The following is a 14,774-nucleotide window of genomic DNA, read 5'->3' on the forward strand; positions in this document are numbered from 1 at the left end:
GGTTTAGTTTACAATATAACAAAACCACTTCATCTAAACTGTAAGATAAAGTGGTTTTGATTTTCTATTGTTGCTGATAGAACTTTTTGCTTCCATTTTTGGCACTACAAGTGCCGCTCTCGTGCATCCTGATAAATATCAGGACGAGATTTATTTTTAATCATTTGAGGACGAGTGGAGGGGGATTACTCAAAAAGATGCCCGTAAAGGTTATTTTCACTCAAGTATTTACGAACCTCGTGCAAATAATTTAGACTCTTCTCTGAGGTTATTTCTAGCGGCTCATCAAATTGTTGTATATCCAAATGCCCTTCTTCCAACTCTTTGATACTATAAAACGGACAACCTAATAATTGCTCTTTCGTATTATATTTTTCATAAATTGATGGCGGGGTGATGCAATGCCAAAAGAAAGTTTGATTCATAAATGGATCACTATAGCATTTATATTTTCTTAGATCATGTTCTCTAAAAAATCGTTTATGATTTCCAACATCTACATAACATACATAACCTGCTTTATTGGGTAGGCTTTGATAAAGTTTAGTAAAAAAATCATCGTATTCACGGAAATGTGCAGAAGTAAGGTCTTCCTGTAAATTGTAAAAGGTAATTCTAGTAATCCCCTTTTCAATAAACCCTATACCTAAACCTTTTGTTATTTCTATTTCATTTACTTTTTCAGCTAATTCATCAAAAAAATTTAACGTAGAACCTTCTAGCTTATACTTTTCCAAATAAAAAGTATTTGCTTCACTTATTACATTAAACTTAATAAAGTTTAAATCAATAGATGATTTATAATCACAACCTTTAATATCTTTCCATTCCCCTTCTGAATGAATTTTATCAAAGCTATTTAGTATTTGTTCAATATGATACTTCTCTAGATCAAATACATCAAAAGAAATATAAATATTATTCATAACCCTCCACTGTAATTATTTTTTTTACTGTATTATCTATTTCTGGATGTGTAGATTTCGCATTACTTATTTTATTTACTGCCGTTGAGATACCTCCTTGTCCTCCATCAAGCACTATATATTTCATTTCAATATCATCCATATCATCAAGAGAAATTCCTTTAGTACTTAAAAATTCTTTCATTTTATCATATTTACGAGTCCCTTCCTTGGTCATTGCTTCAACAATTTTTCCATAATCTACTAATTGTTCAACATCAAAGCTACTCCCAACTTTTACATCGTATATGACAAGTTGATTTCCTGAAACTTCAAGCCAAAAACCATCAGGGCTACGCTTCTTTGTTAAACCCAAGGCATCTCTTATAGCCCCATCAAACTGTATTTTATCAACTCCAGTCGCTGCCATAGAAGGTGCTCCTAATTTATGATGCTTAACATAAGCTTCCCCAATAGCCCCCTTAATAGAACCATTGCTATAAATTGAGTTCATTAATTTACCAAAAGTCCCATTCCCTGAAGGTATTCCCTTTCCTAATGCTACATTCAGTTCTTTTACAAATTCATCTCTGATAGATGAGACCTTCTTATTATAATCTACTAAAGCTAACTTTCCTTCATACTGAGAGACGACTCTCAACATTTCTTGAGGATCTACCCCCATGCCTCTTAGTTTATCTGCATCAATAAGGTTTGCAACATCTTCTCCACCACTGTGCTTCAGTATCTGACGCAATTGGGTTTTCAAGTCGGCTCCATCATCTAACCCTTCTAAAACTTTCACAATTGATACATCTCCTGCTTTATTTGCATCGGCAATTTCTTCAATTGTTTTACCAACATTTTCATTTAAGAACTTAAATGATGTAGCCTTATCACGGAAAGATTGCTTTACACTAAACCAAGTTTCAATATGTTTTCCTTCGAGCTTATCAAGATTATCTATAATATAATCTTTCAAATTATTATCTATATTCCCAGGAGTTCGAGTCACATCCTTTAAAAATTCAGTCCTGTAATTTGAAGGAGTTAATGATTCTATACCTGCCAAAACTTCATCAAGTTTATTAGTAGGTAACTTTGTCATTAAAGCTAAGGCACCAGCTTTTCCTTCTGTTGCTTTTACATAAGTAGCTAGCTTTGTTGTAATCTGATCAATTCGATCATAATTTGATTCAAACCTATTTACAATTGCTGAAATATCAGCTTTTGAAGCACCTAATTGCTTGTCTAACTTCTGAAGTTGATCAAAATAATCTGCAATTTGCTCTGTCGGTAGATCTTGAGCTTTTTGCCATGTTCTTAAATCCTCGGTAAGCTCTGATGTATGATCATTTTTAAAAATACTTCTTAGCCCATCTGAATTCTTAAATTGATTTTTAAACTTCGATAATTCTGATGCAGACAGAATATTACTAGCTGTATTCTCTAAAAGCTCTGAAATTTCTAAAGTAGCTAAATCAGCGCCAACGCTTTTCTCTAATTTTAATAAATCGTTTTCGAGACTAGAAAGCTGACTTTCTCTAAACTTTCCTAATTTTCCAGTAGTTGGTAGCTTCTGAATTTTACTTTTAAGGTTCTTTAAAGAACCAAATATTTCACTTGGGTCTCCTTTAAGTTCTGCTATTGAGATTACAATGTTAGTAATCATCCATGCTCTTAATACAGCTCTTCCAGTTTCTGTCGTTTGAAGATCTGTTTGATAATCATTAAAGCCTTGCTGTAATAAAAATAACCCTGTTTCATAAGCTGCTAATCCCCATCTACCTGCTTTTGCAAATAAGCCAAAAGGAATAACAAAAGTAGCAGCATCAAATCCTCTACTTAGTTGACTATTCATTTTGTTTTCATCCAACAATTGCATATTGATTGCTGGCAACATTAAAAATCCTCCTCTATATATTGGTTGACTAGCTAAATTTTTGTCTACTTGGAAAAAGTCTGAGGTATTTGTTAAGTACAATACTAGAATAGGTTCAAAAGGCTTTAATTTAGCACCATTTATTGGTACTGAAAAATCATAATCTTGACCAAGTGTGACATGATCAATATTAAATGAAATTTCTCCATTATCATTAATATTAAACTCATCATAGTCAACTGAATTACCGTCAGTACTAAAAATAAACTTAAACAGCCCTGGATCAGACCATAAAAATATATTATTCTCTGCTAATAGTTTAATAGTTGAATAATCATTCTGCTCTACTAATTTTTCGTAGACCTCTTCAGATAAAGTATGTTCAAATATATCTAATTCACCAATTAGAGTTTCCTTATTCCCTTCATTAAATAAAATAGCAAGTTCTTTATGAAATTCTTTCAATAAATCACCTGTCATCGATGACCAACCAAACAATAAACTTCTAAAAATTCCGGAATTGTCTTCATTTAATTTTTTATAAAATTCCCCACGCTGAGTTTGATTTGGAATGGTAGTCACTAAGTCAAGGAAAATTTTTCCCATTTCTTTCTCCATACCATATCCAAACCAATTTGTTCCTTTATTATGTGCTAAGAATTTAAATAAACGGAACCTCAGGTCAACATCCTCAATCTGATTCAAAGCACAGCCTGTTTGTAAAACCAGCATCTTTAAATCATCAGACTCATTATCAGTTAACTCCGCTTTAATAAGTAAAGCATCCATTTCTGATATTCTGGAAGCTATGTTATTCTCCCAGTCAGTTATCTCTGGAGTCAGATATGCTAATAATTTTTCTACCGCGCTTTTTGTAAAAGATTGAAACTCTATGAACCTATTATCTTTAGCTACATATCTAATTTTAAATCCATATAATCCACTTTCTTCTATAGTTGGTGATTGTGGTGTCATTAAAAAATCGCCGGATGAATCATTAGATGCACCAATAGCTCCATTCTTTAACCTAACCGATGAGAGATCTGTACCATTAGCTAATGTTATATCAGTTAAGAGTACTCCATCAGTTTGAAGTGTCTCCCAATCATCAATTAATACATCTGAAGTGCTGACCCATCCGCACCTTATACTCTCCATTATTCTAATAATATAATCTTCTCTATCTGCGATCGACTGCCCCTCCTCTTCATTTTGCTCGAAACCAATCATCGGTACAGGATTATGAATTAAATCCCACTGCCACTTCCATAACTCTGAGCCACCATTATAGTCCATCAAGTTCTGAGATTGTCCTTGTGCTATATTTTCAAAGACATTCCAAGTATGGTCTAGGCGGAAAGCACCATGCCCTAGCTCATGAGCTGTGGTACGTTTAGCATTTTCTTTACTCCCTAATTGACTTGAAAAGATAAAACCATAGCGCTTGCTTAATGGCATATAACCATCCAAGTTTCCAGAGGCAGGACTGCCTACCCAAAATAGTACAAACTCATCACCACGAGGTCTATTGATATTTCTATAGGCCTTGATGATGTTTTTCATTTCAGGGGTATAAGTCGCTAGCTCATCGGTTTGTCCGTCATCTATTTTCCCATCATTATCTTCATCCCAATTGTCCAAGCTTAAGTCTTCGTAGGGTTTTACCTCCCAACTTACATTTGCAACACCATAGATTTCATTCAACCTCTCTTCCAGTTCCGCTTCTGAAGGTAAGTAGCGATCTTCTCCGTTCAGCTTTACAATATATACTTGCTTCGCTTCAGGTTTATACCCTCTTACATTCAATTCTCCTACAATCTTAGGTTCACCTCCTGTACCCTCATCCAAAAAGAGTTGATAATATTTTTTTCTGGAGCTACTATTCACCTGTATGGTTTGCGAACTGCTTATGCTTACCTCATTTCCGTCTTCATCTTTAGCACTCAGCTTAGACCAATTGGGAGTGCCTTTACTCCATACCAGTTTTACAAAGCCTGTACCGTCTTTGGGAACGGCCTTCCAAGGCACCCAATAAGGTTCTTTTCCTTCTCCAAAATCAATTTTGGTATAATATGGCCCCATTTCAGGATGGCTAAGAACAGCATGATCAAAGCCTAGTTCACCTTCTACATTTTGGAAAGTAATCCAATCAGTTTCAGACCAACCTTCAGCATCTTTCACTTCACCCTCGTCATTGATAAATCCGCCTGCTGTTTCTAGCGCCATATTCAGTAGCGAAATACTTTGCCTTACAAACTCAATAGAAGTGGAAACATCGGTCGGAAGTCCTTTTTCGATCATGGACTTTCCTTGCATGATGGTTCCTAAGACCATCTGAAGTTGAGCCAGTTGTGGTAATTCAGCTATCTTACTGTTGCCCATTTCTAAAATATCCTCTTCAATACCTGCCAAGGCATTGATTTCATTGATCTTGTCAAGGTATTTTTTCGGGATATTATTGAGGTCGGGCAATGAACGTTCTGGAGCATCTTTACCATCTAATTTCTTCAAGAAATCCATGATCTTCTTCCCTGATGCTAGGGCTTCACTTTCTTTTTGCTGACGCAGTGGCCCAGGTGCTGTAGAAATGACTGCGGCTACGCTAGAGCTATACTCGGCTAAATCCTTCACTACTTTTTTCAGTTCTGTAGTCACAGCCTTTAGTCCTTCCATATAGGCATCTACCAATGCTTTGTTTGCTTCTTGCTTGGCTTTTTTAGCATCAGCTACTTGTTGTTTGGCTTCTTCTACACTTGGTGCCGAAAGTGCTTCTTGCGAAGGCTGTGTACCTTCATCTTCTGCTCGTTCAATTTCTTTGGCAGCTCTTTTCGCGTCTCTCTTTTCTTGCTTGGCTTCTTTATACTCTTCTTTGGCTTCATCAACTCCTGTGCGCTTATCTTCAATATTTTGCCCTACATCTTCAGGGATAAAATCTTTGAACTGTTCATACAAATCGCCAGAGCCTTTCATAAAGCTGTAAGCATCCGTAAAAGCGCCTAGGTAATCTCCGTATTCATCATAGAAATCATCTGAGAAAGGTTGAACACTTACTCCTGTCAAGTAAATCTGCCCTACATACATACGCATTTCAGGATTGACTTTTATATTGTCAAACTCTACCCCTACTTTTGCGTGGTTCATCATTGGGAGTACCATCAGTCCTTCCCCACTAAAACCTTCAGATTCTTTGTATACTTCGGTTAGCTCTATATCAAAATCATTGGCCCATATTATATCTCCCGTATTCAAGGATGGTATAAGCTCTTGGAGCTCTAGGTTAAAAGGAACCTGTTCTGCCCCACAGACAAACTCACGTTCTACTTCTTCCATGGTTTCTGCCTCAACCGTTTCTGTATAATCGGTTTCTTCCCCCATGCACAAGCCTTTTACTCTGAACTCATAAGTTGTTCCTTCCTCCAGTTTTTTAAGGCGAAGATAAGGTTGGTTTGTTCGTTCGGCTGTCCATGGCGCATTTGGATTGGCTGAATCTTTAATTCTGTACTCGACTACAAATTCTGTATGCGTAATTTCATCCATCCACTCCAAAGCGACAGCATGCGTTCCTTCAACTTCTGCGGTCAGGTAGGTTACAGGCTGACAAGATTGTCCAAATTGGAAGCTTCGTGCTTCACTCCAACCCTGATTTTTGAACAAATCTGCCCCATCTTCTGTACTTGCCCTTACACGCCAAGCATAATGCATGCCCGCCTCAAGAGGCAGATCAGACAGCCCGTAAATATATGTTGTATTAAATGTAGTTACCGTATAAAATCGCTGCGCAGATAGGAAGGCCATTGCAGGATTTTGACGATGCTGTGCGTTTCTTAACTCCACCAATTCGAGGGTATATTCTACTCCCATTACTGCATTTGGAGATGCGGTATGTCTTGGTGTCCATTGGAAGGTAATCAGTAGAGGGTCTATTTGGGTTACTTCATGATGGTCTGCTGGGAAGTTAAGCATTGGAGGATCGTTGAGCATCATCCAAGCAATAGCAGAACCCGCATTAGAGACCTGTCTGCCTGTAAAATAATCTAAGACCTCAATGGTAAAACGATACAGCCCTTCGGGTAATTTTCCTGTTCTGAGAAAAGCTTGTTGCGTTAGTCCTCTTTCAAAGTTTAAATTTCTGACCTCAAAATAAGGCTGTAGGTCTGAGTCTGACAAGAGTTGTGGACTGCCCGACTCCAATACAAGCTGCGGATAGTTTCCGTAATTATTTGAAGTAATACGAATGCTGTTATTAAGTCCTTCAATTTTAAGTCTGAGTTTGGCAGTCAGTACAGGCTTGGCCAAGTCTTTTAGCCAAAGATTGACGGACATTTTATTACTTCCTATCGCCGTATAATCGGATAAGAACAGCGAATATGGCTTATTTAATTGCACGCTAGATTGGACAGGGTAATTCTGTCCAAACACAGTACTTGCATAAAAAAGTAGAAGTATGACAAAAAATAACTTTCGCATAATGTATTCTTCAAAGTAAAAATAAAGTCTTTAGTAAGCTTTTGAACTGAAATGATTTCGGTCTAAATACTGGTTTTAACTCTATCTGAGAATCGCTTTTATCATTATTCTCTTAGTCTAGTATTTAGGGTTTATGGTTCAAAAATCAATAGTTCAACCCTTCTGTTTTTAGCCCTGTTTTCGGCTGTATCATTCGACACAATAGGCATTCGGTCTGCTTCCGAAATCAATTTCATCTGCTCTTTTGAAATCCCTTTCTTCTTTAAATAACGATAGACATAGTTTGCCCTAAACCAAGCTACACGTTCTTTGGCTTCAAAGCTTCCAACATTATCTGAGTGCCCAACTACATCTACATGAAGCTGAGGATTGTCTTTCAATAATAAGAGCGTATAATCTAACTGCTTCTGAGAAATCGCATCTAATACAATCTTATTGAATTCAAAGTAGAGCGTATATTTAATCGGCTTCATTTTTGCCCTCTTGATCTCATCTTCTGTGGCAATTTCTATCTGTGGCTCCTTGACCTCTTCTTTAGGTTGGGGAGTATTGAATTGATCAAATTTCCTTTCGTATGCCACCCATTCATCCGAGTTTCGATCTACTTGATTTTTAGGCTGAACAACTCTTCTCTTTTTGTTCATTCTGAAAGGATATAAAGTGATCCCCGCTTCTAAAGCTGGACGCTTAACTACCTCAGATGAAAGTACAAACTCATAGCTTGCTCCAATAGCAAAAGTTGATTGTTCGAACATAATCCCTGCTGCCATTAGTCCTCTGTTTTCAGCCCTAAGGTTAAGACCTATAGCTCCAGAACCAATTGGATCATTCGGATTATAATTATCAAACTGATAAACCAGATCAGAGCCAAAGCTAATCCAAGTTTCTTTATAGTCTTGCCTGAAAACTAATTGAGGACGCAACTCCCAGCTTTTGTTTAAGAAATGCCTACTCCCTGCCTGAATCGAGTATATGGGTTGCAGTACATTTTCTTCCGCCACAATATCGATACTTGGTTTATTGAGAAAATAACCAGATACCCCCAAGTAAACACTAGGTTTACTGTAGTTTTTTGGTGTATAAGACCACATCATTCCAGCATTCAATCCCCAGTAATTCCCTATAAGTGTACCCGACAAAGCTTCTCCAGTAGCTTGAGTAGGATCGTAACCAACATTAGGTACCCATTGGCTACCTGTGGAGTAATTGTTATAATCCCATTGCTGTTGAAAAAATGTAGTACTTAAGCCTAAACCTAACTTTTGTTGCTTATTCAGAGGTAAGGCATAAGATAAAGCAGCTTGCAATAAATGGACTTGCTGATATTCCGTTAAACTAAAATCGTCATTCAAGTAATTTACAGAAAGTCCGATTTGGCTCGTTTTGGTTTGTATTGGAGATGAAAAACCGACTGAAGTCTGACGGTAGTCTACCCCAGGCAAAGGACTTTGCTTTCGGTGTAAAACTTGAAATGTTCCGCGCTCCAACAGCAAATGATGCGCAGGATTTAGTTGCTCCCAACCATAGCCTGATAACTGAAAAAATGGTAATGCTTGGGCTTTGCCTTCTTGTACTGATAAGCAAAAAAGCAGTGAAAAGCTTATCATGATAGATATGCTGTATCTCTTATAACGACGGTCTGTTTTCAACTGCTTCATAGTCAAATTCTTCATATTAAAAAATCAGTCTGCTGTCTAGTTATCTTGCTAAGTTTATCGTTCCTGATTGCTTTCCTCTGAATGATAAAGGACTATTATCCATAAAAGAGCCTTCTATATACCAGAAATAGATCCCGCTTTCTACTGCAATTCCATTTACGGTACCATCCCATCCATTCTCTAAAATATCTGAGGTATTGGAAGATTGATATACCAATTTTCCGTATCTATCGGTCACCTTGAGTTCAAGATTTTGAATACCAAAACCATAAACTTTAAATGTATCATTCTGTCCATCTCCATTTGGCGTAAAAAGATTCGGAATAAACAATTCATTTTCTACAAAGACTGTTACCGAATCTGTTGCTTCACAGCCAAATTGATTGTAGGCCGTTACCACATAAGTGGTGTTTACCTGAGGATTTACAATAGGTGTTGGGGAAGTTGGGTCATCAATATTGTAATTTGGTGACCAAAGGTAATAGAGTCCTCCTTCGGCTGTAAGCGTGGTTGTTGCTCCTTGCCCGATCGTTACATCTTCACTTGCCTTAGGCTCTGGTAAATCAATGACTTCTATGGTGATACTTGCCGTATCTGGAATACATTGCCCAGAATAAACGATTACTTGGAACGTTGTCGTTTCTTCTAGCGTAGCTACTGGATTAGCCACATTAGGATCATCTAAAAATTCTCTTGGACTCCAATCGTATACAAAATAGCCTTCACCTCCTGTTCCTACTGTAGCGCCACCTAAAGTAGTTGAAGTACCCCAACAGATTGCGTGATGCTCACCTGCATCGGCAATTACTTTCTCATTAACCCTTACAGTCATTGTATCATAAAGACCGATACAACCTTCTGCTGTTCTGATTTCCAATACATAGGTTTGTGTACTGTCACCTGTAAAAATCGGATTGGAGATATGAGGATCAGATAGGTTATTGGAAGGAGACCAACTGAATTGATAATCCGTACGGTCATAATTGGTCAAGGCTTGTCCAATCTCTACTTGTGATCCCCAACATATATCTTTATCATCTCCTGCTTGCGCTTGAGGTAGATCGATTACAGAAACTTGTAAGGTATCATAGTAAACACAACCTGCCGAAGAAAATACCTCTGCAATAATCGTTTCATCTGAAAAAATGGTATAGTTCAAGTTTGAATTATTGGCTTGTATCAGCTTAGTTGAGTCATACCAATTCACTTGTAAAAATTCATCTGAAAGGCTCAAGTTAAGTTCTTGTCCATAACAAATTGCTTGATCCTCTCCTAGATTGAAAGATGGTAAGTCTAATTTCTGAATAACAATGGTATCTGCATATACACAGCCCGCTTCACTCATCGCTTCTGCAATAAGCGTATCTGTTTGTGTAACTGTCCACACTAACTGACTCGAAGTTTCGGTTAGAATGCCCAACTGTTTTGTAGACCATTTTGTCTCTGCGGCACTAGATACCGTATTCAATACCAAAGTCTCTCCGTCACAAACTGCCGTATCAGCTCCCAAGCTAAATATTGGCAAGTCCAATACCTTAATTTCTATGGTATCACGCCCCACACAACCCAAAGCAGAGCTTACTTCTACATAGATTGTTTCATCTTCAAAGATTGTTTTTGTGAGCTGTTCACTAGCTCCTAAATCTCCCTCAAATGCTGACGACCACTGAATACTTGTCCAACTCTCCCCCAAACTCAAGCGAATACTATCGCCATAACAGATCGACAAATCATTTCCCAAATCTGGCTGAGGAAGTGTTTCCATAGCTACTTTAATGGTATCGGCATACTGACAACCATTTGGGTCTGTAGCTAAGCAAACAATTTCTTGTGAGGAATTTACTTCGTGTTCATAAAACCAAGTAGAGGCTAAACTTGCACTCGTACTTAGGTCAAACCATTCTACACTGCTCATTCCTGTTGGCCCATAAAGCAATACCGTTCCACCATCACAAAGCGTAGTATCGGCTCCTAGGTTAAAAGTTGGTAATGATCGCATCTCCAAAAAGAGTGTATCACTATATCGACAGCTTGACTCATTGAAAGCTGTAAGGTAAATGGTATCATTTTCAAGTACTTCTAAACTCATCTCGGCTTCTGTAGAAATTACACCTAGCTTTGTACTTTCCCATTCATAACTTGCTGCATCCAGTGTATTTAAGTCTAAATGTAATACTTCTTGAAAACACAAAGCTGTATCTGTACCAAGATCAAATTCGGGTAAGGTTATTGGACGAATTAGTAGTGTGTCATAGCTTACACAAGATTTAGCATTGAATACTTCTGCGACTAGTTCCAAAGTTTCTGTTACTTCGTAAGTAAACTGATCTGAGTTTAGACTTAAAGCAAGAGGATTTCCTTTTTCATACCAATTTACTTCTGCGTATCCTTCTGTGCTTAAATCTATTTGGGTAAACTGATTGAGACAGACATTTCGATCTTCTCCTAAATCTATGACAGGAAGTTCAAGGTGATCGATAAAAACCGTATCGTAGTTTACACAACTATTTTCATCGGTTACGCTCACTTCCAGTAAAATATCTTCTGTAATCTCAAGGCTTAAATCTGGCTCATTCCCAAGTATGGAATCTGTTAGAATATTTCGCCAAACTATTGTTTGATAGTCATATATGGTCAGATCAAAAGTTGTAATCTCTTCATCACATACTTCTTGATCTTCCCCTAGACTTATCGCTGGCAATTCATACACATTGACGGTCAATTCGTCACTGCTTTCGCAACCTTCTTCAGAAGTAACTATGACTTTTATATCCATAGCTGCACTTGGTGTGATACTCAAACTGGCAGCATCTAAAAGCAAGGTATCAGCTGTGGCATCATACCAACTTACACTTGCGTAACTTTCAGCACTCAAGTCGAGTGTAATCGTTTCAGATGTACATATCCAAGGATTCTCCCCCAATTCAACCACTGGAAGCTCATCCACTTCTAGCGTAATGGTATCACGCCCTACACAACCTTTATTATCTATTACTTCTAGCATAATCATAGATGCTGAAGTAAATGTGTGCGTATAAGTTTCTTCTGTTCCTAGTTCTAAACCTGATGGCAATGAAATCCACTTTAAGGATGCCCAAGCTTCTTCGGTTTGATCAAATGTGTAAGTTGTATTTTCACATTGAGAAAAGTCTTCTCCCAATTCGACATTTACTTCCTCTAACTTTCTGAGCCACACTGTATCTTTTGCATTACAGGTATTGGCATCCGTTACTGTCACCTCTATCTGAATGTCTTCGATCGGTAAAATTTCCAGTTGAGCGTCAGTTCCTACTATTGAATCATTATCAAGCAGTCTCCAACTCACGCTTTCCCAATTCTCCAATCTGAGGTCAAAGGTATAGCTCTCTCCATTACAGACTTCTATTTCATCGCCAATATCAACCCTTGGCTTATCATATGCTCTTACCCAAATTGAAGTTGAGTCTACACAACCATTTTCGTTACTGACCACTACAGTCACCTCTGTATCTGTCTCTACATCAAATGACCAAATGGCTTCCGTTGACTGCAAACTATGGTCTGAAGTAAAATACCATTTAATCTCATCCCAACCCTCATCACTCAGATCAAAGGTGTGAGTCTCATATTGGCAGACGTAAGGTGTTGCCCCTAAATTCACATCGGGTAGATTATTTTTAGTGACTGCAATTGTATCTCTACTGCTACAAGCATTTTGAGTAACTACAGCTTCAAGATTAAAACTCTCTGTAACCGTGTAAGAAAAAACATTTTCTGTAGATAGTCTTTCACCTGTATCAATATTGTACCACTCAATCGTTTCGTAAGATGCAGTACTCAAGTCAAATGCCATCGTTTCTCCTTCACAAAAGCTTAAATCATCACCAAGGTCAGGTACAGGTAAATCTTTTTTAGTAATAGTAATCTCATCTGAATAAGTACAACCGTTGGCATCTGTCGTTTCAACTCTCACAGTTCTATCTGCTGAAATTTGAATGTTTAAACTTGCCGTAGTTGCTAACACCGTATCAGGATCAACATCAATCCACTGAATACTTTCCCAATGATCTGAGGAAAGATCAAAAGACACTTCCTCTCCTTCACAAACTTCTAAATCACTACCTAAACTCAATTCTTCTTGAACAAATACATCTACCTCTATTGTATCTTTTACAACACAACCTAGGGGCTTGAGCACTTGGACTTCAATTTCAACTTTTTCTGAAATGCTCATTGTAAGTTCATTGCCTGAAGAAATCAAACTATGATCAGCTAGGTTATACCAATTGACAACATCATCGGTAGTACCCTCATTGAGTATAATCTCAGTATTTACACAAACAGAAAAATCATCTCCTAAGTCGGCTTTATCACAGATGATAAAAGAATCCTCCGTCGAAAAAGCTGAACCTACACCATCTTGATCAATACTCTGTACCCCATAATAATATTGTCCTTCGGCTAAATTTTCTAAGCGAAGTTCTTGACCTGAAAACTGAGTAGAAGAAAGCCCTGAAGAGTACCGGTAACCAGTATTCAAATCGGCTAAAGGTGAAAGAATATCTGCACTCCCTGTCGTTGTCCCGACATAATAACTATAAGCTAAAGCGGATAATGGTGTTAAGTCATCATTCCCTTCAACTGAAAAGCTAAGGCTTACATCATTTAGATTAACTGCGGCATTTAGATTTGAAGGTGCTGAAGGTGCTGTATTCGAGCTTGCTCCCACATTCTGATAGAGGTAAGTAAAATTCCCCCCATCGCCTTTTCCTGTGATAAGCAGATCATTTTTGTAATCAGCATTGTAATCTGCCTTCCGAATAACTCCAGAGGTTACATCTGGGAAGTCTGCTGTTTGAATAGAGAAAGTAGAAAGGTCATTTCGGTATACTTTTGCAGTAATACTGCCTGACTCATCTCCTGATAGAAAGACATCGACATCTCCATCATAATCATAATCTAAAACTTCGATGGCTACATCTTGGGTAGCATCAAATTCAAACACTTCTGTAAATCCAAGACCTGATTGATTTTCATAGAGTTTTACAAATTCGTTGGTACTACTAAACCCCGCTAAAATTACATCTGTAAAGCCATCAATATTCCAGTCTAATAGCTCAATTTTACCCGAAGAAGCGATGGGTGTAAAAGATTGATTGGTATTTGAAAATGAGAAATTACCATCATGTTCATACAGGCTACTTTCGAGGGAAAAATTGTCATTTGTTCCTGTAACTAAAATCTCAAAATTTCCATCTTGATCATAGTCCATCGCTTTAAATTGCCCATAAGAAATTGCGGGTAAGTTATGTTCTTGTTCCTCGAATGTAGTCCCGTTATATTTTAAAAGCTTTGTGTATAGGTTGAAGTTTTCATCAAAACCACTAAGTATTAGTTCTTCAATTCCATCCCGATCTAAATCTACCCAACACAAACCACCTTGAGCTAAATCTACTCCTAAATCTACCTCTGTAAAACCTAATCCTACATTATTCAGATAAACTCTGCTTATAGGTTCATTGGAAACACTCTTCCCTGCCATTGCAAAATCGGGATAGCCATCATTATTTATATCTGAAACTGCTAATTCTGCTTCATAGATCTGTTGTAATCCAGAAGTCACATTATCCCAAGAGCCATCTCCATTATTTCTATATAGATAAGTAATTGGTGTACTCCCTTGCATTCCCGTAATCAACACATCCATATTGCCATCAAGATTGTAGTCCAACCACAGGGCATTTGCTTTCTCTACGGCAGGCAAAGAAACACTATTGTCATAACTAAATGTTTGTCCAAAAGTAAGCTTACTTAACAATAGAAAAATCACAAAAAATATCTTCCTCATTTCACTAAATGCTTCTTATCTGAAAAAATGTCTTA

4 protein-coding genes are annotated in these 14,774 nt (G+C 37.5%); all 4 read right to left on the reverse strand.

What is annotated here, in order from left to right; translation table 11 throughout:
- Positions 1 to 185: 185 nt before the first annotated feature.
- Complete coding sequence (locus BC781_RS08580) at positions 186 to 926, reverse strand: hypothetical protein (RefSeq protein ID WP_109616829.1); 741 nt, start codon at positions 924 to 926, stop codon at positions 186 to 188.
- Positions 919 to 7,254 (reverse strand): hypothetical protein, encoded by a 6,336-nt coding sequence (locus BC781_RS08585; protein ID WP_146201652.1) that lies wholly within the window; start codon positions 7,252 to 7,254, stop codon positions 919 to 921. The genes BC781_RS08580 and BC781_RS08585 overlap by 8 nt, the downstream gene beginning before the upstream one ends.
- Before the next feature lie 131 nt (positions 7,255 to 7,385).
- Entirely contained in the window at positions 7,386 to 8,927 is a 1,542-nt protein-coding gene (locus BC781_RS08590; RefSeq protein ID WP_109616831.1) for a PorP/SprF family type IX secretion system membrane protein, read from the reverse strand.
- A gap of 25 nt (positions 8,928 to 8,952) precedes the next feature.
- Positions 8,953 to 14,739 carry a T9SS type B sorting domain-containing protein gene (locus BC781_RS08595; protein WP_109616832.1) on the reverse strand — a complete coding sequence of 1,929 codons (5,787 nt, stop codon included), beginning with the start codon at positions 14,737 to 14,739 and terminating at the stop codon, positions 8,953 to 8,955.
- Positions 14,740 to 14,774: the final 35 nt, after the last annotated feature.

Source organism: Sediminitomix flava (assembly GCF_003149185.1).
In the GTDB taxonomy this organism is placed as follows: domain Bacteria; phylum Bacteroidota; class Bacteroidia; order Cytophagales; family Flammeovirgaceae; genus Sediminitomix; species Sediminitomix flava.

Excerpts from the sequence above, each read along its gene's own strand:
- BC781_RS08580 (WP_109616829.1), bottom strand. The coding sequence starts at position 926 with ATGAATAATATTTATATTTCTTTTGATGTATTTGATCTAGAGAAGTAT.
- BC781_RS08585 (WP_146201652.1), bottom strand. The coding sequence starts at position 7,254 with ATGCGAAAGTTATTTTTTGTCATACTTCTACTTTTTTATGCAAGTACT.
- BC781_RS08590 (WP_109616831.1), bottom strand. The coding sequence starts at position 8,927 with ATGAAGAATTTGACTATGAAGCAGTTGAAAACAGACCGTCGTTATAAG.
- BC781_RS08595 (WP_109616832.1), bottom strand. The coding sequence starts at position 14,739 with ATGAGGAAGATATTTTTTGTGATTTTTCTATTGTTAAGTAAGCTTACT.